The sequence below is a fragment of the Pseudomonas sp. WPR_5_2 genome (assembly GCF_003634475.1).
Classification (GTDB): domain Bacteria; phylum Pseudomonadota; class Gammaproteobacteria; order Pseudomonadales; family Pseudomonadaceae; genus Aquipseudomonas; species Aquipseudomonas izuensis.
In genome coordinates, this window is sequence record NZ_RBLA01000005.1 from 89,422 (window position 1) to 111,433 (window position 22,012).

Sequence of the window (22,012 nt, forward strand, 5' to 3'; positions counted from 1 at the left end):
ATAGGTAAAATTTAGTCGAGCAAATCCAGTTGCAGATGCTCGGCCACTGCTTCTGCCGTCACCACCTTGAGTTTCGGCACCCGCCCCAGGCACGGCGCAGGGATTCGCTCGGCAAGCGTCGCCAGGTTTTCTTCCAGCCGCGACGTCTTCGCATCGATGATGTTGGCCACCCACCCCGCCAGTTGCAAACCGTCTTGGGCGATCGCCTCGGCCGTCAGCAACGCATGGTTGATACAGCCCAGGCGCACGCCGACGACAAGAATCACCGGAAGATCCAGTGCCATCGCCAGGTCCGACAGATTGTCCTGATCCGCCAGGGGCACACGCCAGCCACCGGCGCCTTCGATCAAGGTGAAATCGGCCTGCAGGTCGAGAATCTGCCGCATGGGCTCCAACAGCGACTGCACCGTCAGCGCCACACCCGCCTCCCGTGCAGCCAGGTGCGGTGCAATGGGCGGTTCAAAGGCCACCGGGTTGACCTGCTGATAAGTCAGCGGCAGCGAGCATTCCGCCAACAGTGCCAACGCATCGGCGTTGCGCAAGCCTTTAGGCGTTACATCGCAACCGGAAGCGACCGGTTTACCCGCCGCCGTGCTCAAGCCGGCCGACCGCGCCGCGTGCAGCAAACCGGCGGCCACCGTGGTTTTGCCGACATCGGTGTCCGTGCCGGTGATGAAATAGGCTGCACTCATAAGGGTTTCTCCATAACGGCGTACACCACTTGATAAGTCGCCGGCAGGCCCTGTGCCTGACGAAACTGCTCATAAGCCTCGACCAACCCCAGAATCCGCGCCCGGCCAGTCAATCCGCCCGGCCGACCTGGGTTGATGTTGTGTGCGCCCAGTGCCTTGAGTTCATGGGTCAGACTGCGCACATCCGGGTAATGCAGCACGTGGGGGCGGGTCTGCAGACTGAGCGCCTGCAAGCCGCTGGCCGCGCATAACTGCTGATAAACCGCGAACTCGCGGAAACGGTTGACGTGCACCATGCCATCCACTTGCCGCCAGCTGTCACGCAGTTCAAACAACGTGCCCACGCACAGACTAGCAAACGCGAAGATTCCGCCCGGTTTCAGCACGCGATGGGCTTCGCTGAGCACCGAGGCGAAGTCCGCACACCACTGCACCGCCAGGCTGGAGAAGATCAGGTCGCAGGTCGCGTCGCGCAGCGGCAATCGCTCGGCATCGCCGGCAATGAAGTGCGTGGCGCCACCCAATGGCCGCGCGTGATTGAGCATGCCTTCGGCGATGTCCAGCGCCACACCCTGGCCGGCGGGAAACCGCTCAGCCAATGAGCGACTGAAATGCCCGGTGCCGCAGCCCAGGTCGAGCCAGCGCCCCGGAATGAAATCACCCGGCAAACGGCTCAGCAGTTGACTGCCCACATCACGTTGCAACTCGGCCACGCTGTCGTAGCTCGCCGCCGCCCGGGAGAAGGACGCCGCGACCTGGCGTTTGTCGGGCAATCCGCCGGGCTGCTTTGGAAAGGGAAGCGCAAGAGATAAATCAGTCATCACCGGACTCATGCAAAAAGGCCTGGATCGCCCCCGCCACACCGTGGGGGTCTTCCAGAAGAAATGCGTGGCTGGCCCGTTCAATCAGGCCGATTTCGACATCCGGCAGCAACCTCAGCAAGTCCCCCGCCGCTTCGGCCGGGACCAACCCGTCGAGGCCGGCGAACAGATGCAGTTGCGGACCGCGAAACGTCTGCAAGGCGTGTCGGGTATCCAGTTGCGCGAGCACTTCCAGACCGCTCATCAATACCGGTGCCGCCGTATGTGGCGCACCGCCGAGCAGCAATCGCGACAATCCGCGCGGGTCTTCGGCACCTTGTGCGCACAGCAACGAAAAGCGTTTCAAGGTCATGCGCGGATCAGCTGCACAGCCCGCCAGAAACGCATCGAAGGTTTCGCCGGGCATCGCGCTCGGCCACTGTTCATGGCTGACAAAAGAAGGATTGCTCGCCAGGGTCAACAAGCCGCAGCAACGATCGCCGCGACGCGCTGCCAATGCCGACGCGAGCATGCCACCCAAGGACCATCCGCCGAGCCAGGCGTCCTGGGGGAGCGCCGAATCAAGCTCATCCAGCCACTCGTCAAGATCGCTCGACTCCAGCTCCGGCAATGGTTCGATTTCCACCCGAAGGTGTTCGTCCAGGCCCTGCAAGGCCGCCGCCAAGGGTTCCAGCGGCGAAATTCCGAGGCCCCAACCGGGCAGCAGAATCAGTCGATCACGCATGGCTTGGCTCCGCTCCCAGTTGTCCGAAACAATCGGCCAATCCTTCTAACAATAGCTGTACCTGCGCTTCGCTGTGGGCGGCGGTCAGGGTCACGCGCAGTCTGGCGCTGCCGGCGGGCACGGTTGGCGGGCGGATCGCGGTCACCATCAACCCGCGTTCGCGCAGCAACTGCGACAAGCGCACGGCGCGTGCGGCGTCGCCGATCATGATCGGCTGGATCGGCGTGAAACTGTCCATCAGCTCCAGGCCAATCTGCTCGGCGCCCTGGCGGAATTGGCGGATCAGCGTTTGCAGATGCTCACGACGCCAATGCTCGCTGCGCAACAGTTCCAGGCTTTTCAGCGTGGCGCAGGCCAGGGCCGGCGGCTGGCTGGTGGTGTAGATATAAGGCCGGGCAAACTGGATCAGGCTCTCGATCAGCTCTTCGCTGCCGGCGACAAAAGCCCCGGCCGTACCGAACGCCTTGCCAAGGGTGCCAACCAATACCGGCACGTCTTCCATGCTCAGGCCAAAGTGCTCGACGATGCCGCCACCGTTGGCGCCCAGCGGGCCGAAACCGTGAGCATCGTCAACCATCAGCCATGCCCCCTTGGCCTTGGCTTCCCGGGCCAGTGCCGGCAGGTTGGCGATGTCGCCGTCCATGCTGAACACGCCGTCGGTGACCACCAGCGTATTGCCGGTGGCTTTCTCAAGGCGTGTCGCCAGGCTCGCCGCATCGTTGTGCAGGTAGCGATTGAAACGCGCGCCGGACAGCAGTCCCGCATCCAGTAGCGACGCATGGTTGAGCCGGTCTTCCAGCACCGTATCGCCCTGCCCCACCAGCGCTGTGACCGCGCCGAGGTTGGCCATGTAGCCGGTGGTAAACAGCAAGGCGCGCGGGCGACCGGTCAGGTCGGCCAGGGCTTCTTCCAGGGCGTGATGCGGTCCACTGTGGCCAATCACCAGATGCGAAGCCCCGCCACCGACGCCCCAGCGCTCGGCGCCGGCACGCCAGGCTTCGATCACTTGCGGATGGTTGGCCAGGCCCAGGTAGTCGTTGTTACAGAACGCCAGCAACGGCTGGCCATCGACCACCACTTGCGGGCCTTGGGGGCTTTCGAGCAGCGGGCGATGGCGGTAAAGATTTTCGGCACGACGGGCAGCCAGGCGTGCGGCGAGATCGAAAGACATGCAGGCCTCGTCTATCCGGTGACATGAATCCACTGTGGGAGCGAGCCTGCTCGCGAATGCGGACTGACATTCAACATTGATGTCGTCTGACACGCCACCTTCGCGAGCAGGCTCGCTCCCACAGGGTTTTGCATTCAAATCAGAACAGGTGGTAAGCGATTAGACGGCGGCGTTATAGAACTGCTCGCTGCTCTTCTGCTCCACCAGCGCCTGTTCGATGGCCGCCTGATGCACTTCATCGGCGTGCTCTTCGCGGGCTTCCGGCAGGATGCCAAGGCGTCCGAACAGCTGCATGTCCTTGTCGGCCTGCGGGTTGGCGGTGGTCAGCAGTTTTTCGCCGTAGAAAATCGAGTTGGCGCCGGCGAAAAACGCCAGGGCCTGCATCTGTTCGTTCATGGCCTCGCGGCCGGCGGACAGGCGCACGTGGGATTTTGGCATCAGGATCCGGGCGACGGCGAGCATGCGGATGAAATCGAACGGGTCGACGTCGTCGGCATTTTCCAGTGGCGTGCCGGCCACTTTCACCAACATGTTGATGGGCACCGACTCTGGATGTTCCGGCAGATTGGCCAGCTGGATCAGCAGGTTGGCGCGATCGTCGAGGGACTCGCCCATGCCGAGGATGCCGCCGGAGCAGATCTTCATCCCCGAGTCACGCACGTAGGCCAGGGTTTGCAGGCGCTCGCCGTAGGTGCGGGTGGTGATGATGCTGCCGTAGAACTCAGGCGAGGTGTCGAGGTTGTGGTTGTAGTAATCAAGACCGGCCTTGGCCAGCGCTTCGGTCTGTTCCTGATCGAGGCGACCGAGGGTCATGCAGGTTTCCAGGCCCAGAGCCTTCACGCCTTCGACCATCTTCAGCACATAGGGCATGTCCTTGGCCGATGGATGCTTCCACGCCGCACCCATGCAGAAACGGGTCGAACCGATGGCTTTGGCGCGAGCGGCCTCTTCGAGGACCTTCTGCACTTCCATCAATTTTTCTTTTTCCAGACCGGTGTTGTAGTGACCGGACTGCGGACAATATTTGCAATCTTCCGGGCAGGCGCCGGTCTTGATCGACAACAGGGTCGACACCTGGACGCGGTTGGCATCGAAATGCGCGCGGTGCACGGTCTGCGCCTGGAACAGCAGGTCATTGAATGGTTGAACGAAGAGTGCTTTGACTTCGGCCAAAGACCAGTCATGACGCAGGGTTGCAGAGGTGCTGGCGCTCATGGGCGTTACCTTTATTTTAACCAGGGCAAGGTTTTATGCTGGGCAAACGACTGCGGGATGGAATACCCACAGCCGCGACACGGATGTTCGGCATATTTAAGGAAGAGCGATGCACTGTCAACCACGATACAAAGGACCGGTTTACATCTGGTTAAAAAACAAACAATCCTGCTTGCTCTGCGATGAAGCCGCCGATGGCGATACGCCCCTCTGCATGGCCTGCGAAACCGAGTTGCCCTGGCTCGGCGACCACTGTCAGACCTGCGCACTGCCATTACCTGCGGCGGGCCTGACCTGCGGCCAATGCCTGAAACAACCGCCGGCTTTCGAACGGGTCATCGCGCCGTGGACCTACAGCTTTCCGATAGACAGCCTGATCACCCGCTTCAAACACAGTGCGAAGTGGCCGTTTGGCCACCTGCTTGCCGAACTGCTCGCTCAGGCCCTGCAACATCGCTTCGAGAATGATCTGCCGCGCCCCGATTTAATGCTGCCAGTGCCGCTGGCCACCCGGCGACTGCGCCAGCGGGGTTTCAATCAGGCCGCGATGCTGGCGCGCTGGCTCGGCAGCCGGTTGAACATACTTGGCGATGAACGGTTGCTCCTGCGGATTCAGGACACCGACGCGCAGCAAGCGCTGAACGCCAACGAACGGCGCAAGAACTTGCGCAATGCTTTCGCGCTGGCACCCGATGCATCGGTCAAAGGACTCCACTTGGCACTGGTGGACGACGTGCTCACCACCGGTGCCACGGCGCAAGCACTGGCCCGCCTGTTGATGGATGCGGGCGCCGCTCGGGTCGATGTGTATTGCCTGGCCCGCACCCCCAAACCCGGCGACACAATTTGACCTGAACATACAACCCCCCTGTAGGAGCGAGCCTGCTCGCGAAGACGGATTATCATTCAACAGAGATGTCGACTGAGATGACGCCTTCGCGAGCAGGCTCGCTCCTACAAAGGGGCAGTGGCTTGACTTGACTCCCGGGCCTCCAGCAGCCAACGTCCTCACCATCGTCACAGCCCGAAGCGTCCTGCCATGTCCTTGCCTACGCTGTTGTCCCAGCACATTGTCCGCCGCCCGCAACGAATCGCACTGCTGCAACACATTGCCGAACAGGGCTCGATCACCCGCGCGGCGAAAAGCGCAGGCCTGAGCTACAAAGCCGCCTGGGATGCCATCGATGAACTCAACAACCTCGCGCAGAAGCCGCTGGTGGAACGCAGCGTCGGCGGCAAGGGCGGTGGCGGCGCCAGGCTGTCCAGCGAAGGCGAACGGGTGTTGCGCCTCTATCAAAAGCTGCAAGCCTTGCAGGCCCAGGTGCTGGAAGCCGCCGAGGAGGCCAGCGACCTCGACCTGCTCAGCCGCTTGATGCTTCGGACCAGCGCGCGCAATCAGTTGCACGGCAAGATCGCGGCCATCGAAACCCAGGGCCACAATGACCGGATTCGCCTGGAACTGGCCGAAGGCTTGAGCATCGATGCGCAAATCACCCACGACAGCACCCTGCGCCTGGAGCTGCAACCCGGCACCGAAGTCGTGGCCCTGATCAAGGCCGGTTGGCTGGAGGTGTTGGGCGCCGGGGACAGTGCAACACCCGGTTACAGTTGCCTCAAAGGCACTGTCGAAGAAGTACTCGACGCGCAAGGCGGTCCCAGCGAAGTACGCATCGGCCTGCCCAATGGCCAGACACTCTGCGCCCTGGCCGAGCCCGCGCATCTGCGATCCCGGGGATTGAGCGTCGGAAAACCGGTGAGCGTGCAGTTTTCGCCGTCCAACGTACTGCTCGGCACGCCGCTGTAAACGCACTGCAACAAAACCTTCATCACCCATCATTAAGGTGACTGCAAAAACCGCAGGGAGCCTGATGTGAGCCTATTGAAAGATAACCAACCCACCGACCTCGAACAGATGGTCGGTCTCAGCCGCCGTGGATTCATCAGCGCCGGCGCCCTGTGCGGCGCCGCGATGTTCCTGGGTGGCAATCTGCTGAGCCGCAGCGTGCTGGCCGCCAGTGTCAGCGCCGGCACCAGCCAGTTGCTGGGTTTCGACAGCATTCCCGCCGCCACCGCCGACAGCATCAGCCTGCCGCCTGGCTACCGATCTTCGGTGCTGATCAGTTGGGGCCAGCCCCTGCACAAAGACGGCCCGGCCTTCGACCCAAGCGGCAATGGCAGCGCCGAGCATCAAGAGGTGCAGTTCGGCGACCACAACGACGGCATGAGCCTGTTCGCCTTTCCCGACAACCCCAACCGGGCGCTGATGGCGATCAACAACGAGTACACCAATTACCGCTACCTCTACCCCCATGGCGGCATGCCGCAGTCGGCCGAAGAGGTGCGCAAGGCTCTGGCTGCCGAAGGCGTGACGGTCATCGAAGTGCAGCGCAACAACGGTCATTGGCAATTCGTCCAGGGTTCGCGCTACAACCGGCGCATCCACGGCAATTCGCCGATCAGCCTGAGCGGTCCGGCCGCCGGTCACGAGCTACTGAAAACCAGTGCCGATCCGCACGGCAAGGCGGTCCTGGGCACCTTCCAGAATTGCGCCAATGGCAAGACCCCGTGGGGCACCTATCTGACCTGCGAAGAGAACTTCACCGACTGCTTCGGCAGCAGCAATGCCGAGCAGAAGTTCGACGCCGCACAGAAACGCTATGGCGCGGTGGCAGCCAGCAAAGAGATCAACTGGCATCCACACGATGCGCGCTTCGACCTGGCGAAGAATCCCAACGAACTCAACCGTCACGGCTGGATCGTGGAGATCGACCCCTTCGATCCGCAATCCACCCCGGTCAAGCGCACCGCGCTGGGTCGTTTCAAACATGAAAACGCCGCACTGGCCGAAACCGGTGACGGTCATGCCGTGGTGTACATGGGCGACGATGAGCGCGGCGAGTTCATCTACAAGTTCGTCAGCCGCGACAAGATCAACCACAAGAACCCCAAGGCCAATCGCGACCTGCTGGACCACGGCACCTTGTATGTGGCGCGTTTCGACGCCGGCGACGGCAACGCCGATCACCCCAAAGGCCAGGGCGAATGGGTCGAACTGACCCACGGCAAAAACGGCATCGATGCCAGCAGCGGTTTCGCCGACCAGGCTGAAGTGCTGATTCACGCGCGCCTGGCGGCCAGCGTGGTGAAGGCCACGCGCATGGACCGCCCGGAATGGATCGTGGTCAGCCCCAAGGACGGCCAGGTTTACTGCACGCTGACCAACAACGCCAAACGCGGCGAAGACGGGCAACCGGTGGGCGGGCCGAATCCGCGGGAGAAAAACGTCTACGGGCAAATCCTGCGCTGGCGCACCGACCGCGACGATCACGCCTCGAACACTTTTGCCTGGGATCTGTTCGTGGTCGCCGGCAACCCGCAAGTGCATACCGGCACCCCGAAAGGCGGTTCGTCGAACATCACGCCGCAGAACATGTTCAACAGCCCCGATGGCCTGGGCTTCGACAACGCCGGACGCTTGTGGATTCTCACCGACGGCGATGTCAGCAATACCGGTGACTTTGCCGGTATGGGCAACAACCAAATGCTCTGCGCCGACCCGATGACCGGCGAAATTCGCCGCTTCATGGTCGGGCCGATCGGCTGCGAAGTGACGGGCATCAGCTTCTCGCCAGATCAGAAGACCTTGTTTGTCGGGATTCAGCATCCGGGCGAAAACGGTGGCTCGACCTTCCCCGAGCACTTGCCCAATGGCAAGCCACGGTCGTCGGTGATGGTCATTACCCGGGAAGATGGCGGGATCGTCGGCGCCTGATCCGGCCCCATCGCGAGCAAGCATTGCTCCCACAAGGAAGCGTATTTGACCTGTGGGAGTAAAGCTTGCTCACGATGACGCCAATGCAGACACCTCACCTCTCAACCCCCTAAAGCAGCCCCGTCTGCGCTACCATGCCTGGCCGGACGCAGCAGCCTGCTGCGCGCAGGAGTCAGCATGGCCCACCCGTTTGAAACCCTCACCCCAGACCTCGTGCTCGATGCCGTCGAAAGCATCGGCTTCTTGAGCGATGCCCGTGTCCTGGCGCTCAACAGTTACGAGAATCGTGTCTATCAAGTCGGCATCGAAGACTCCGAGCCGCTGATTGCCAAGTTTTACCGCCCGCAGCGCTGGACCAACGAAGCGATTCTGGAAGAACACCAGTTCACCTTCGAGCTCACCGAAGTCGAGGTGCCGGTGGTTGCGCCGATGATCCACAACGGTGAAACCCTGCACGAACACAACGGCTTCCGTTTCACCCTGTTCCCCCGCCGCGGCGGCCGCGCGCCGGAGCCTGGCAACCTCGATCAGCTGTATCGCCTGGGGCAACTGCTCGGTCGCCTGCATGCGGTCGGTGCAACCAAACCGTTCGAGCACCGCGAAGCCCTGGCGGTAAAAAACTTCGGCCATGACTCGCTGACGACCCTGCTCGAAGGCAATTTCATCCCCCGCAGTTTGCTGCCGGCCTACGAGTCCGTGGCCCGCGACCTGCTCAAGCGGGTCCAAGAGGTCTACGACGCAACGCCGCACCAGAACATCCGCATGCACGGCGATTGTCACCCCGGCAACATGATGTGCCGCGACGAGATGTTCCACATCGTCGACCTCGACGACTGTCGCATGGGCCCGGCGGTGCAGGACATCTGGATGATGCTGGCCGGTGACCGCCAGGAATGCCTGGGGCAGTTGTCGGAACTGATGGACGGCTACAACGAATTCCACGACTTCGACCCACGGGAACTGGCGTTGATCGAACCGCTGCGCGCCCTGCGCCTGATGCACTACAGCGCCTGGCTCGCCCGCCGCTGGGACGACCCGGCGTTCCCGCGCAGCTTTCCGTGGTTCGGCACCGAACGATATTGGGGCGATCAGGTATTGGCGTTGCGTGAACAGTTGGCGGCGCTCAATGAAGAGCCCCTCAAACTCTTCTAACCCACACAAAACCACTGTGGGAGCGAGCCTGCTCGCGAATGGGGCGGCACATTCAGCACATCTGCGGCTGACACACCGCTTTCGCGAGCAGGCTCGCTCCCACAGGTTGTCCGTGTTCACAATTGGCCAACCTATTACGGCAGGACATTCGTAGACAAATCTCCTTACAATCCCTTCTTTGTTAGCTGCCTAAGCAAGGATTCTGCATGCAAGCCGCCAACCCGCGTCGCGGGTACATTCTGGGCCTGACCGCCTACATCATCTGGGGACTTTTCCCGCTCTATTTCAAAGCCATCGCCAGCGTGCCCGCCGTGGAGATCATCATCCATCGCGTACTGTGGTCGGCGCTGTTCGGTGCCTTGTTGCTGATGGTCTGGAAGCATCCTGGCTGGTGGCGCGAGCTGCGGGAAAATCCGCGGCGGTTGGCAATCCTGGCCTTGAGCGGCACGCTGATCGCAGCCAACTGGCTGACTTATGTGTGGTCGGTGAATAACGGGCGCATGCTCGAAGCCAGTCTCGGCTACTACATCAACCCGCTGGTGAACGTGCTGCTGGGCATGCTGATCCTCGGCGAACGGCTACGGCGCATGCAATGGATTGCCGTGGGCCTGGCGACCATCGGTGTGGCGCAACAGGTGTGGCAGGTCGGCAGTTTGCCGTGGGTGTCGCTGGTATTGGCGCTGACCTTCGGCTTCTACGGACTCATTCGCAAGCAGGCACCGGTCAAGGCGTTGCCGGGCCTGGTGGTGGAAACCTGGATGCTGGTGCCGATCGCCCTGGGTTGGTTGCTACTCAATCCGACTGCCCACAGTGCCCAGGCCGAGTTCTGGACCACGTCCGAAGCCTGGTGGCTGGTGGCTGCCGGGCCGGTCACACTGGTGCCGCTGGTCAGTTTCAACGCCGCCGCGCGGCATTTGCCTTACACCACGTTGGGATTTCTCCAGTACCTGGCGCCGACGCTAGTACTGCTGCAAGCCGTCCTGTTGTTTGGTGAGCACTTGTCTTCCAGCACATTGACGGCGTTCATCTTTATCTGGGCCGGTCTGGCGGTTTACAGCGTCGATGCGTGGATAAGTCTGCGCCGTCGCAGCTGATCAAAAAACGCACAAAACTCTGCAGGCCACAGCCGACATGGCCTGCAGAGTTCCTTCCCAAGGTTATCCACAGCGTGATCCCCGGCGTTTGTGCGCAAGTCACTGAATGTTGGCGTTTTTTTGATCAGCACTCGCCAAGCCACGGTTGACGTGGCCTGGCCGGCTGTCTCTACAGGTTATCCACAGGCAGGTGCACGTTTAACTTGGATAACCCGATCAGGGTTCGCTGCGCAGCACCAACTCCACCATAAGGTCGTCGGCCAGGGTTTCCAGGCGTGATTGCAGCACCTCCAGTGACAGCGTCAATGGCACTGCGAGAATCGCTTCGGCGTGAAACAGCGGCTCGCTGCTCATCGGCGCCGGCCGCACTTCCGTCACCAACCGCTCCAGATTGACCCCCTGTTCACTCAGCAATCGGGTGATATCGCGCACGATCCCCGGCCGGTCATTGCCCACCAACTCCATGGCAATCGGTTTCCAGGTGCAGGATTGCTCGATGCTGCTTTCGGCAATCAACACTCGAATGCCTTGGCTGGATAACCCTTTCAAGGCGTCGACCAGCGCATCGTAGGCTTCGGCCGGTACACCCACCCGAAGAATCCCGGCGAATTGCCCGGCCATGCGCGACATGCGGCTTTCCAGCCAGTTGCCGCCATGTTCGGCAATGCATTGGGCAATGCGCTCGACCTGCCCTGGCTTGTCCGGAGCGAAAACAGTGAGTACGAGGTGGTCCATGGCGCAGCCCTCTGGTCATGACTTTTGTTATGGAAAACCAAGTATAGGCAAGGGAAATTTCTGCGGTGAATCAGTTCCTACAAGGATTGCGCAGGCCTTGTAGGAGCTGGCTTGCCAGCGAATGAAGGCACCGCCAATCCGTGGGCGAACAACAAATCGTGTACAACTTCTTATATTTAGCTGGAACAATCTCATACTTTTTTGAGAACATCCCGATCCCCGTCGTGACCGCAATGCGTCATGGGGTCGCAGAACGACGTTAATAGTCTAATTTTCACAAGCGCAATTCATCATGTAGTATGCCGCAGCGCGCACTACATAACGTTGGATCGATGTCTGCCACCGGCGCAGTCGCATCCCTGAAAGCCCCGTCAGCAAGGCCTCAAAGCCGTTGATTGGTCCCAACCCAGCCGTCAGAAATGGCATGCACTGGTCGCAGGGTTTGTGGTTTAAATGCCAGAGGCTTCATTGTTAAATTGAAGAGCTGAAAAGCGAAATAGCTGAGCAGAGTGAGGCAAGCAATGACTGAACACGTTCAAGTCGGTGGCCTGCAGGTCGCCAAAGTCCTGTTCGACTTCGTGAACAACGAAGCCATTCCCGGAACCGGCCTCACCGCCGATCAGTTCTGGGCCGGTGCCGACAAGGTCATTCATGACCTGGCGCCGAAGAACAAAGCCCTACTCGCCAAACGCGATGATTTCCAGGCTCGTATCGATTCCTGGCACCAGGAACGCGCCGGTCAGGCGCACGACGCCGTGGCTTATAAAGCCTTCCTGCAAGACATCGGATATCTGCTGCCAGAAGCGGCCGATTTCCAGGCGACGACGCAAAACGTCGATGAAGAAATCGCCCGCATGGCCGGTCCACAATTGGTGGTACCGGTGATGAACGCCCGCTTCGCCCTCAATGCTTCGAACGCCCGCTGGGGTTCGCTGTATGACGCGCTGTACGGCACCGACGCCATCAGCGAAGCCGATGGTGCGGAAAAAGGCAAAGGCTACAACAAGGTTCGCGGTGACAAGGTCATCGCCTTCGCCCGTGCCTTCCTCGACGAAGCGGCGCCTTTGGCAGCCGGCTCCCACGTCGACTCCACCCGCTACTCCATCGTCGGCGGCAAACTGGTGGTCGCCCTCAAAGGTGGCAGCAACACCGGTCTGCGCAACGATGCGCAACTGATCGGCTACCAGGGCGATGTGGCGGCACCGACCGCGATCCTGCTGAAAAACAACGGCCTGCATTTCGAAATCCAGATCGATGCCAGCACCCCGGTCGGCCAGACCGACGCGGCCGGCGTCAAAGACATCCTGATGGAAGCCGCGCTGACCACCATCATGGACTGCGAAGACTCCGTCGCCGCCGTCGATGCCGATGACAAAGTGGTGATTTACCGCAACTGGCTCGGCCTGATGAAGGGCGACCTGTCGGAAGAAGTCGCCAAGGGCGGCAAGACTTTCACCCGCACCATGAACGCCGACCGCACCTACACCGCCATCGATGGCAGCGAATTGAGCCTGCACGGCCGCTCGTTGCTGTTCGTGCGCAACGTCGGTCACCTGATGACCATCGACGCGATCCTCGACAAGGACGGCAACGAAGTACCGGAAGGCATTCTCGACGGTCTGGTGACTTGCCTGGCGGCCTTGCACAACCTCAATGGCAACACGTCGCGCAAAAACACCCGCACCGGCTCGATCTACATCGTGAAGCCGAAGATGCACGGCCCTGAAGAAGCCGCGTTCACCAATGAACTGTTCGGGCGCATCGAAGAGGTGCTGGGCCTGCCGCGCAACACCCTCAAAGTCGGGATCATGGACGAGGAACGCCGCACCACGATCAACCTCAAGGCCTGCATCAAGGCGGCGAGCGAGCGTGTAGTGTTCATCAACACCGGTTTCCTCGACCGTACGGGCGATGAAATCCACACCTCCATGGAAGCCGGCCCGATGGTGCGCAAGGCGGACATGAAGGCGGAAAAATGGATCGGCGCCTACGAGAACTCCAACGTCGATATCGGTTTGAGCACCGGCCTGCAAGGCCGTGCGCAGATCGGCAAGGGCATGTGGGCCATGCCTGACCTGATGGCGGCGATGCTGGAACAGAAAATCGCTCACCCGATGGCCGGCGCCAACACTGCCTGGGTCCCTTCGCCAACCGCCGCGGCGCTGCACGCGCTGCACTACCACAAGGTTGACGTGTTCGCCCGTCAGGCCGAACTGGCCAAACGTGCCCACGCGTCGGTGGACGATATCCTGACCATTCCGTTGGCGGTGAACCCGCAGTGGACTGCCGAGCAGATCAAGAACGAACTGGACAACAACGCCCAGGGCATCCTGGGTTATGTAGTGCGCTGGATCGACCAGGGCGTCGGCTGTTCGAAAGTGCCGGACATCAACGACGTCGGCCTGATGGAAGACCGTGCCACGCTGCGTATTTCCAGCCAGCACATCGCCAACTGGCTGCGTCATGGCATCGTCACCGAAGATCAGGTGATGGAAAGCCTCAAGCGCATGGCCCCGGTGGTTGACCGCCAGAATGCCAACGACCCGCTCTATCGCCCGCTGGCACCGAACTTCGACAGCAACATTGCCTTCCAGGCAGCGGTCGAACTGGTGATCGAAGGCACCAAACAGCCGAACGGCTACACCGAGCCGGTTCTGCACCGTCGTCGTCGCGAGTTCAAGGCTGCCAATGGCCTGTAAGTAAGCGCTGATGTCGGACACGAAAAAGCCCTGATCTTTCGATCAGGGCTTTTTTTGTTTGCGTGTCTCGACCTGTAGGAGCCGGCTTGCTGGCGAAGGCGGCGCATCAATCAACACTGATGACGCCTGATACACCGCTATCGCCAGCAAGCCGGCTCCTACAGGTCAACGCCCTTAAGGATCCATGCCAAGCTCATGCTTGACCAACCCCAGCAATTTGCCGCTATCGATAGGCTTGAGCAGGAAATCGACCACACTCAAATGCATCGCGGCAATGGCGTCTTTTACGTCGGCGTCGCCGGAAACGATGATGAACGGCATCGCCGCCCGCACCGATTCGCGCACCTGACGAATCAGATCCAGGCCATCGACATGCCCCATGCGCAGATCGGTAATCACCAGGCCGATCGAGGGTCTTTCTTCCAGCATCTTGAGTGCGGTTTCACCGCTGGCCGCCGTCATGCAATGAATACCATCCAGCGCCAGAATTTCTGACAGCAACTCTCGGGCGTCCTTGTCGTCGTCAACGATCAGCACCCGTTGCGGCGGCAGGTCGGGTTCCAGCATGACGGCACTGAGCGCCTCGCGCTCGGCGTCACTCAAAATATCGTGGTCGGACATGGCGCTCTCTACATGTTCAGTTCAATTCCCTAGCACAGTGGTGAGACATCGCTAAGCAGAGCTTCAATGTGCACTTCGTCGGATACTTTTCCAATAGCAGGATAGAGCGATTTTTCTCTCAATTGCGTAGGGTTTTTCCGACATTCCATCACACTGATTGCCTACCTAGACTTACGTCCAATGGGCACCCTGACCGCAGGGGTCGACCATGGGTGAGTCATCCGACAACAACAACTCCAAAAAAGACTGCGGTAATGGTTATGAGTAAAGCGGACGCCTTCACACAGGCAGGGAAAACCGCGGTGTTGCAGAACATCCAGGGCACTTTGCAATTCCTTCAGCGCTTCCCGCCCTTCAACCAGATGGAACACGCTCACCTGGCGTACCTGGTCGAGCAATGCCAGCTGCGTTTTTATGCCCCCGGCGAGAGCATCATCAAGCCCGCCGATGGTCCGGTTGAGCACTTTTACATCGTCAAGCAGGGTCGGGTGGTGGGCGAGCGTCCGCATTCGGCCAAGGGTGGCACCGAAACCACGTTCGAAATCACCACCGGCGAATGCTTCCCTCTCGCCGCGCTGCTGGGCGAGCGTGCGACTCGCACCGAACACCTGGCTGCTGAAGACACCTTTTGCCTACAACTGAATAAGCTGGCGTTCATCAAGTTATTCGCCATTTCCCACACCTTTCGTGATTTTGCCCTACGCGGCGTGAGCAGCCTGCTGGATCAGGTCAACCAGCAGGTCCAGCAAAAAGCGGTGGAGACCCTCGGCACCCAGTACTCGCTCAATACTCGCCTGGGTGAATTGGCCATGCGCCATCCGGTGACGTGCAACCCGGCCACGCCACTGCGCGAGGCCGTGACCCTGATGCATGAGCAGCAGGTCGGCAGCATTGTGGTGGTCGATGAACATAAAGCGCCGCTGGGGATTTTTACCCTGCGCGATTTGCGCCAGGTGGTGGCCAACGGCACTGGTGATTTCAATGAAGCCATCGAGCGGCACATGACCCAGGCGCCGTTTTACCTGAGCCCGGACCACAGCGCTTTCGATGCTGCGATCGCCATGACCGAGCGACACATCGCCCACGTCTGCCTGGTCAAGGATCAGCGCCTGTGCGGTGTGGTGTCCGAGCGGGATCTGTTTTCCCTGCAACGGGTCGATCTGGTGCATTTGGCCCGCACCATCCGCAGCGCCCAGCGCGTGGAAAACCTGGTGGCGCTGCGTGGCGAGATCGGCCAACTGGTGGAGCGCATGCTGGCCCACGGTGCGTCTTCAACTCAGATTACTCATATCATCACCCTGCTCAACGACCACACCGTGTGCCGGGTGATCGAACTGACCCTGGCCGAGAAAGGCGACCCCGGCGTGCCGTTCAGTTGGCTGTGTTTCGGCAGCGAAGGTCGCCGTGAACAGACGCTGCACACCGATCAGGACAACGGCATTCTGTTCGAGGCCCGGGACGCGGCCCACGCAGCCGAGATTCGCGGCAAACTGCTGCCCATCGCCCACCAGATCAACCACAGCCTGGCTCTGTGCGGTTTCACGCTATGCAAGGGCAATATCATGGCCGGCAACCCCGAGCTGTGCCTGTCCCGGGTCGAATGGGCACGGCGCTTTGCCGCGTTCATTCGCGAGGCCACGCCGGAAAACCTGCTGGGATCGAGTATCTATTTCGATTTGCGCGTGGTCTGGGGCAGCGAACAGGGCTGCGAACAGTTGCGCCGCGGGATTCTCGGCCAGGTGGGCGACAATCGCCTGTTCCAGCGCATGATGGCCGAGAACGCGTTGCGCAATCGCCCGCCGGTAGGACGCTTCCGCGAGTTCGTGCTAGCGCGCAAAAATGGCGAAAAAGCCACCCTGGACCTGAAGATTCAGGGCCTGACACCTTTTGTCGATGGCGCCCGCTTGCTGGCCCTGGCCCATGGCATCGTGGCCAACAATACCCTGGAGCGTTTCCGCCAACTGGTGGATAAAGAGGTCATCGAGCCGCTGGATGGTGCGGCGTACGAAGAGGCGTATCACTTCATCCAGCAAACCCGCATGCAGCAACATCAGCTACAGACCCGAGAGAACCTGCCCTACTCCAACCGGGTCGATCCGGACAGCCTCAATCATCTGGACCGGCGAATCCTGCGTGAGTCCCTGCGCCAGGCACAGCGCCTGCAAAGCAGCCTGGCCCTGCGGTATCAACTATGAGCTACCCGCTATGAGCCTGTTTTCATGGCTACGCCCGGCCACCCCGAGTCTGTCCGCTGAACTGCAAGAACGTCTGCAACGCTTGCCGGCGGCCACCGCGTTGAGTGAATGCAGCCTGCGTGAACAACGCTGGGTCGTACTCGATCTGGAAACCACCGGGCTGAACCTGCACAAGGATCGGGTGCTGTCCATCGGCGCGGTGGTGATCGAGGATGGTGCGATCGATTTCCGTCAGCAGTTCGAACGCACCCTGCAATGTGCCGAACTCAAACTCGGCCCCAGTGTTCTGATTCACGGCCTGGGGCCCAGCGCGATTGCCGCCGGCAGTGATCCGGCGCAGGCACTGCTCGAGTTCATGGAGTTCGTCGGCGACAGCCCGCTGCTGGCCTTTCATGCGCCGTTCGACCAGCACATGCTCGGACGCGCGCTGAAAGACCATCTGGGCTACAAGTTGCAGCATGCCTTTCTGGACGTGGCGGACATCGCACCGTTGCTGTGCCCGCAGGCCAATATCCGCGAGGCGGGGCTGGACGAGTGGATTGACTGGTTCAAGCTGGAAGTCTTCGAGCGCCACAACGCCAGTGCCGACGCCCTGGCCACCGCCGAACTGGCACTGATCCTGTTCAGCCGCGCGCGGCAGCAGCAGGTGCATAGCCCGTTGAATTTGCAGCAGCGGTTGAATCAGTGGAAGCGGCGGCAGCAATCGCCGTCTTTCTGAATCTCCAGCGCCCGTTCTGGCCTCATCGCGGGCAAGCCTTGCTCCCACAGGAATCGCGCAAACCTTGTGGGAGCAAGGCTTGCCCGCGATGAACGATGACACGGACTAACTGAAGTCCCCCGAAACCACCCGACCAGCGCCAATTGCTTTACCTCCCCTGCCTCTGCCACAATCGCGAACAATTCTCGTTAGTTAAAATTTCCCAATCGGTGATGCTGCGTGTCGTCAATCCCAAGCCCTCAAAGTGAGCTCGTCGGTGCGTTGTATCGCGACCATCGCAGTTGGCTACTGGCCTGGCTTCGTCGCAATGTCGCCTGCCCGCAGCGGGCCGAAGACCTGAGCCAGGACACTTTCGTGCGTTTGCTGGGCCGTGAAGAACTGAAGGAACCGCGCGAACCACGGGCGTTTCTGGTGGCGATTGCCAAGGGCCTGCTGTTTGACTATTTCCGTCGCGCCGCGCTGGAACAGGCTTACCTCACCGAACTGATGCTGATTCCCGAAGCCGAGCAACCGTCGGTGGAGGAGCAGCAAATGATCCTCGACGACCTGAAAAATATCGATCGCCTGCTCGGCACACTGTCGAGCAAGGCCCGGGCGGCGTTTCTCTACAACCGGCTCGATGGCCTCGGCCATGCAGAAATCGCCGAACGCCTCGGCGTATCGGTGCCGCGCGTGCGCCAGTACCTGGCCCAGGGCATCCGTCAGTGCTATATCGCGCTGTACGGTGAGCCGACATGAACCCGATCAGTTCCAAACCGGTGTCAACGCAAGTACTGGATGCGGCGATTGCCTGGCAATTGTCCCTGGACTCCGGTAACCCGGTGGAGCGCGAAGAGTTCACCAGATGGCACGCCGCCCACGAAGAACACGCGCGGGCCTGGCGCCAGTTGGGCATGCTCGACCAGCGCTTCAGTGTCGCCAGCGGCCCGGCCCGCACCGCCCTGCTGCAATCGCGTGAAGGCATTCGCCGCCGGGTGCGCAAGCTCGGCAGCGGCCTGGCCAGTGTCGTCGCGGTGATTGGCCTGGCGCTATTTGCCGCTGAGCGTTACCTGCCGGTCGACTATTGGCTGGCCGACCAGCGCACCGCCACCGGCGAACAACGCGCCATTCGCCTGGCCGACGGCACGCTGATCAACCTCAACACCCACAGTGCCGTGGACGTGCGTTTCGATGAGAAGCAGCGACTGATCGTCCTGCAGGAAGGGGAAATCCTCGTCGAGACCGGTCATGGCGATGCCCGGCCGTTTATCGTCGAAACCCGCGAAGGCAGCATGCGCGCATTGGGTACGCAGTTCCTGGTCAAGCGCGAAGAACAAGGCACGCGCCTGAGCGTGTTGCAGTCGGCGGTGGCCGCCCATCCGCAATCGAGCCCTGACGAACAGATCCTGCGCGAGGGCCAGCAAGTGCTGATCGGCAACGATGGCCTGGGGCCGATTGTGGCGCTCAGCCAGGGCGCCGATGCCTGGACCCGCGGCATGCTGGTGGTGGACAACGCGCGCCTGGAAGATCTGGTCCGCGAAATCGGTCGCTATCGCCGTGGGCACCTGGGTGTTGCACCGGAAGTGGCCGACCTGCGGATCACCGGCAGCTTCCCGCTCAAAGACACCAACCTGGCCCTCAATGCCCTGCTGCCGACCCTGCCGGTGCAGATCGAACAGCACACGCCGTGGTGGGTGACAGTGGCGGCGAAGACCGAGGTCAAGCCTTGATTTGATGGTGTCTGGACTGACGCCATCGCGGGCAAGCCTTGCTCCCACAGGATGTTGGGTCGTGCACACAATGACTGGTCAATACAAAATCTGTGGGAGCAAGGCTTGCCCGCGATGGGGCCATCAGCCTTATTAAAAATACTGAATCGAAATTATTTTCATCCACCCCTATCACTTTTTGATTCTCGTCCGGCACACAGGCAATTGAGAAGTATTCCCTTTCAGGAGCCGCTGTATGTCCCGTTCGCTAGACACCTTGTTGCGCCCCAGTTTGCTGGCGGTTGCCATTGCCTTTTGCACCCCTTTGGCCAGCAGTCAACTGATCGCCGCTGAACAGGCGTCCAGCGTTCGTGCGTATAACCTGCCCGCCGCGCCATTGGCCAGCACCCTGAACCAGATCGCCAGCCAGGCCGGCCTGGCGCTGTCGCTGAACCCTTCCCTGGCCGCAGGCAAGACGTCCGCCCCGGTTAAAGGCCAGTTCGATGCGCCCGGCGCCCTGCGCGAAGCCTTGCGCGGCACCGGTCTGCAGCTGGAACAGAGCGGCAGCACCTACACCCTGGTGGCCGTGCCCGAGGGCGTGATGGCCCTGCCGGCGACCAGCGTGATCGGCGTGGAAAGCACTGAAAGCGCCTGGGGCCCGGTGGAAGGTTATGTGGCCAAACGCACCGCCACCGGCACCAAGACCGACACGGCACTGGTCGAAGTACCCCGTTCGATTTCGGTCGCGACCCGCGAGCAGATGGACGACCGCAGTGTGCACAACCTCGACGACGCGGTGCGCTACATGCCCGGCATCACCGCCAGCAGCTTCGGCAGCGACACCCGCGCCGACTGGTTGCGCGTACGCGGTTTCGAACCGACCCAGTTCCTTGATGGCCTGCCACTGCCAAAAGGCGTGTACGCCAACCCGAAACAGGAAACCTGGAACCTGGACCGCCTCGCCCTGCTGCGCGGCCCCGCCTCGTCGGTCTACGGCCAGACCCCTCCGGGCGGCCTGCTGGACATGGTCAGCCGCCGTCCCAGTGCTGAATCGAGCAATGAAATCCAGCTCCAATACGGCAGCGACAATTACCGCCAGATCAACTTCGCCAGCACCGGCAAGATCGACGAGGATGGTCAATTCCTCTATGGCGTGAGCGGCGTGGTACGCGACAGCGACACCCAGATCGACCACATCGACAATAAACGCTACAACATTGCACCCAGCCTGACCTGGAACATCGACGAAGACACCCGGTTCACCCTGCTGACGCAGTTCACTCGCGACGATACCGGCATCACCAGCCAGTTCCTGCCGATCCAGGGCACCCGTATCCATTCGCCACTGGGTGAAATTTCCCACCACAAAAACCTGGGCGACCCGGACTGGGAATTCTACGACCGCACTTACTACGCCCTGGGTTACGCCTTCGAGCATCGCTTGAACGATGTCTGGCAGTTCCGGCAGAACCTGCGTTACACCAAAACGGACCTGTCCTTCCAGGCCCTCACGCCCGGCGCCTATCCGTTCACCCAGGTCGACGCCAATGGCAACGTTGGCCGCACGAGCACCAGTGTCGACGAGGACATCAGCCAGTTCGCCGTGGACAACAACTTCCAGGGCGACTTCGCTACCGGCGACATCCTGCACACCCTGTTGATCGGCCTCGATCACCAGCGCAACAACACCAACTTCACGTCGATCTTCGGTGATGGCCTGACCACCAACGTGCTCAACCCGATCTACGGGCAGCCGATCGTTCGTCCGCCACGCTCTTCGGCGTTCTATGACTACGATCAGAAAACCCATCAGACCGGCCTGTACGTCCAGGACCAGATGGCCCTCGACCAATGGCGCCTGACCCTGGGTGGCCGCGAGGACTGGGTCCACACCGGCACCAAGTTCTTCAACCACGCCGACGCCACCAACACCGAGCGCGACAAGAACTTCAGCGGTAACGCCGCCATCAGCTATGTGTTCGACAACGGTGTCGTGCCTTATCTGTCCTACGCCGAGTCGTTCCAGCCAACCAGCAATGCCACGGCCTCGCCGACCGACTCGTTCAAGCCGACCGAAGGCAAACAGTGGGAACTGGGCATCAAGTACCAGCCACCTGGCAGCAATACCTTGCTGACCGCGGCGGTGTACGACCTGACCCAGAAAAACGTCTCCGTCACCACCACCAACGCCGACGGCGTCTCGATCACCAGCCAGACCGGTGAAGTGAAAGTCAAAGGCCTGGAGCTGGAAGCGGTGTCCGACGTGAACGAAAACCTCAAGCTCATCGCGGCTTACACCCTGGCCAAGTCCGAAGTCCAGGATGGCACCTTCAAAGGCAATCGCTTGCAACTGATGCCAAACCAACTGGCCTCGGTGTGGGCCGATTACACCTGGCACAACGGCGTGCTGGACGGTTTCGGCCTCGGTGCCGGCGCCCGCTACACCGGCAACACCTACGGCGACCAGGCCAACACCGAGCTAGGCAAGGCTAATGCCTACACCGTGTTCGATGCGGCGGTCCATTACGACCTCGGTCGCCTGGACAACAGCCTCAAAGGCGCCTCGCTGGCGCTGAACGCGACCAACGTGTTCGACAAGGACTACATCTCGACTTGTGACAGTTTCTACTGCTACTACGGCGACCAACGCAGTGTCGTCGCCAGTGCCACTTACAAGTGGTAACGGCTTGATCTGACACGCCCGGTACCCAGGCC

At 61.1% G+C, this 22,012-nt stretch carries 18 protein-coding genes; 11 read left to right on the forward strand and 7 right to left on the reverse strand.

Features of this window, described 5'->3' with window-relative positions; translation table 11 throughout:
- Nucleotides 1-11 precede the first annotated feature (11 nt).
- The 5 genes from bioD to bioB all read right to left on the reverse strand — a co-directional run bounded on the left by bioD (nt 12) and on the right by bioB (nt 4,623).
- The gene (bioD, locus tag BJ917_RS18775; RefSeq protein ID WP_096514627.1) at nt 12-692 is read right to left on the reverse strand and encodes a dethiobiotin synthase; all 681 of its coding nucleotides are present in this window, start codon (nt 690-692) and stop codon (nt 12-14) included.
- Nucleotides 689-1,513 carry a malonyl-ACP O-methyltransferase BioC gene (gene bioC, locus BJ917_RS18780; protein WP_121104061.1) on the reverse strand — a complete coding sequence of 275 codons (825 nt, stop codon included), beginning with the start codon at nt 1,511-1,513 and terminating at the stop codon, nt 689-691. Before bioC ends, bioD begins: the two co-directional genes overlap by 4 nt.
- Entirely contained in the window at nt 1,506-2,237 is a 732-nt protein-coding gene (locus BJ917_RS18785; RefSeq protein WP_121104062.1) for an alpha/beta fold hydrolase, read from the reverse strand. The genes bioC and BJ917_RS18785 overlap by 8 nt, the downstream gene beginning before the upstream one ends.
- Nucleotides 2,230-3,408, reverse strand: a complete 1,179-nt coding sequence (gene bioF, locus BJ917_RS18790; RefSeq protein WP_121104063.1) for an 8-amino-7-oxononanoate synthase — start codon at nt 3,406-3,408, stop codon at nt 2,230-2,232. The genes BJ917_RS18785 and bioF overlap by 8 nt, the downstream gene beginning before the upstream one ends.
- Nucleotides 3,409-3,567: 159 nt before the next feature.
- The gene (gene bioB / locus BJ917_RS18795; RefSeq protein WP_096514620.1) at nt 3,568-4,623 is read right to left on the reverse strand and encodes a biotin synthase BioB; all 1,056 of its coding nucleotides are present in this window, start codon (nt 4,621-4,623) and stop codon (nt 3,568-3,570) included.
- Between the two features lie 109 nt (nt 4,624-4,732).
- Here bioB and BJ917_RS18800 point away from each other — a divergent pair, with 109 nt between their 5' ends.
- The 5 genes from BJ917_RS18800 (at nt 4,733) to rarD (ending at nt 10,641) form a co-directional block, all read left to right on the forward strand.
- Nucleotides 4,733-5,473, forward strand: a complete 741-nt coding sequence (locus BJ917_RS18800) for a ComF family protein (RefSeq protein ID WP_096514619.1) — start codon at nt 4,733-4,735, stop codon at nt 5,471-5,473.
- Between the two features lie 189 nt (nt 5,474-5,662).
- Nucleotides 5,663-6,427, forward strand: a complete 765-nt coding sequence (locus BJ917_RS18805; protein ID WP_096514617.1) for a TOBE domain-containing protein — start codon at nt 5,663-5,665, stop codon at nt 6,425-6,427.
- 66 nt (nt 6,428-6,493) lie between these two features.
- The gene (locus BJ917_RS18810) at nt 6,494-8,395 is read left to right on the forward strand and encodes a PhoX family phosphatase (RefSeq protein WP_096514615.1); all 1,902 of its coding nucleotides are present in this window, start codon (nt 6,494-6,496) and stop codon (nt 8,393-8,395) included.
- A gap of 177 nt (nt 8,396-8,572) precedes the next feature.
- Nucleotides 8,573-9,547 carry a serine/threonine protein kinase gene (locus BJ917_RS18815; RefSeq protein WP_121104064.1) on the forward strand — a complete coding sequence of 325 codons (975 nt, stop codon included), beginning with the start codon at nt 8,573-8,575 and terminating at the stop codon, nt 9,545-9,547.
- Nucleotides 9,548-9,753: 206 nt separating this feature from the next.
- Nucleotides 9,754-10,641: an EamA family transporter RarD gene (gene rarD / locus BJ917_RS18820; protein WP_096514611.1), complete on the forward strand. Its 888-nt coding sequence runs from the start codon at nt 9,754-9,756 to the stop codon at nt 10,639-10,641.
- 216 nt (nt 10,642-10,857) lie between these two features.
- On the opposite strand, the gene BJ917_RS18825 is transcribed toward rarD, so the two are convergent.
- Nucleotides 10,858-11,376 carry a glycine cleavage system protein R gene (locus BJ917_RS18825; RefSeq protein ID WP_096514609.1) on the reverse strand — a complete coding sequence of 173 codons (519 nt, stop codon included), beginning with the start codon at nt 11,374-11,376 and terminating at the stop codon, nt 10,858-10,860.
- 521 nt (nt 11,377-11,897) lie between these two features.
- On the opposite strand from BJ917_RS18825, the gene BJ917_RS18830 reads away from it, so the two are divergent.
- A complete protein-coding gene (locus tag BJ917_RS18830; protein WP_096514607.1) occupies nt 11,898-14,075 on the forward strand; it encodes a malate synthase G in 2,178 nt (725 codons plus the stop codon).
- Nucleotides 14,076-14,249: 174 nt separating this feature from the next.
- Here BJ917_RS18830 and BJ917_RS18835 read toward each other — a convergent pair whose 3' ends face one another.
- On the reverse strand, nt 14,250-14,696 hold the full coding sequence (locus BJ917_RS18835) for a response regulator (protein WP_096514606.1): 447 nt from the start codon (nt 14,694-14,696) through the stop codon (nt 14,250-14,252).
- 260 nt (nt 14,697-14,956) lie between these two features.
- Between BJ917_RS18835 and BJ917_RS18840 the strand changes: the two genes are divergently transcribed.
- The 5 genes from BJ917_RS18840 to BJ917_RS18860 all read left to right on the forward strand — a co-directional run bounded on the left by BJ917_RS18840 (nt 14,957) and on the right by BJ917_RS18860 (nt 21,980).
- Nucleotides 14,957-16,891: a putative nucleotidyltransferase substrate binding domain-containing protein gene (locus BJ917_RS18840; RefSeq protein WP_305955488.1), complete on the forward strand. Its 1,935-nt coding sequence runs from the start codon at nt 14,957-14,959 to the stop codon at nt 16,889-16,891.
- Nucleotides 16,892-16,901: 10 nt separating this feature from the next.
- A complete protein-coding gene (locus BJ917_RS18845) occupies nt 16,902-17,609 on the forward strand; it encodes a PolC-type DNA polymerase III (protein ID WP_096514602.1) in 708 nt (235 codons plus the stop codon).
- Between the two features lie 219 nt (nt 17,610-17,828).
- Entirely contained in the window at nt 17,829-18,347 is a 519-nt protein-coding gene (locus tag BJ917_RS18850) for an RNA polymerase sigma factor (RefSeq protein ID WP_121104066.1), read from the forward strand.
- The gene (locus tag BJ917_RS18855; RefSeq protein WP_121104067.1) at nt 18,344-19,318 is read left to right on the forward strand and encodes a FecR domain-containing protein; all 975 of its coding nucleotides are present in this window, start codon (nt 18,344-18,346) and stop codon (nt 19,316-19,318) included. Before BJ917_RS18850 ends, BJ917_RS18855 begins: the two co-directional genes overlap by 4 nt.
- A gap of 235 nt (nt 19,319-19,553) precedes the next feature.
- A complete protein-coding gene (locus tag BJ917_RS18860) occupies nt 19,554-21,980 on the forward strand; it encodes a TonB-dependent siderophore receptor (protein WP_121104068.1) in 2,427 nt (808 codons plus the stop codon).
- The last annotated feature ends 32 nt before the right edge of the window (nt 21,981-22,012 follow it).

Coding starts and splice junctions, on each gene's coding strand:
- bioD (WP_096514627.1), bottom strand. CDS start 692: ATGAGTGCAGCCTATTTCATCACCGGCACGGACACCGATGTCGGCAAA.
- bioC (WP_121104061.1), bottom strand. CDS start 1,513: ATGACTGATTTATCTCTTGCGCTTCCCTTTCCAAAGCAGCCCGGCGGA.
- BJ917_RS18785 (WP_121104062.1), bottom strand. CDS start 2,237: ATGCGTGATCGACTGATTCTGCTGCCCGGTTGGGGCCTCGGAATTTCG.
- bioF (WP_121104063.1), bottom strand. CDS start 3,408: ATGTCTTTCGATCTCGCCGCACGCCTGGCTGCCCGTCGTGCCGAAAAT.
- bioB (WP_096514620.1), bottom strand. CDS start 4,623: ATGAGCGCCAGCACCTCTGCAACCCTGCGTCATGACTGGTCTTTGGCC.
- BJ917_RS18800 (WP_096514619.1), top strand. CDS start 4,733: ATGCACTGTCAACCACGATACAAAGGACCGGTTTACATCTGGTTAAAA.
- BJ917_RS18805 (WP_096514617.1), top strand. CDS start 5,663: ATGTCCTTGCCTACGCTGTTGTCCCAGCACATTGTCCGCCGCCCGCAA.
- BJ917_RS18815 (WP_121104064.1), top strand. CDS start 8,573: ATGGCCCACCCGTTTGAAACCCTCACCCCAGACCTCGTGCTCGATGCC.
- rarD (WP_096514611.1), top strand. CDS start 9,754: ATGCAAGCCGCCAACCCGCGTCGCGGGTACATTCTGGGCCTGACCGCC.
- BJ917_RS18825 (WP_096514609.1), bottom strand. CDS start 11,376: ATGGACCACCTCGTACTCACTGTTTTCGCTCCGGACAAGCCAGGGCAG.
- BJ917_RS18830 (WP_096514607.1), top strand. CDS start 11,898: ATGACTGAACACGTTCAAGTCGGTGGCCTGCAGGTCGCCAAAGTCCTG.
- BJ917_RS18835 (WP_096514606.1), bottom strand. CDS start 14,696: ATGTCCGACCACGATATTTTGAGTGACGCCGAGCGCGAGGCGCTCAGT.
- BJ917_RS18840 (WP_305955488.1), top strand. CDS start 14,957: ATGAGTAAAGCGGACGCCTTCACACAGGCAGGGAAAACCGCGGTGTTG.
- BJ917_RS18845 (WP_096514602.1), top strand. CDS start 16,902: ATGAGCCTGTTTTCATGGCTACGCCCGGCCACCCCGAGTCTGTCCGCT.
- BJ917_RS18855 (WP_121104067.1), top strand. CDS start 18,344: ATGAACCCGATCAGTTCCAAACCGGTGTCAACGCAAGTACTGGATGCG.
- BJ917_RS18860 (WP_121104068.1), top strand. CDS start 19,554: ATGTCCCGTTCGCTAGACACCTTGTTGCGCCCCAGTTTGCTGGCGGTT.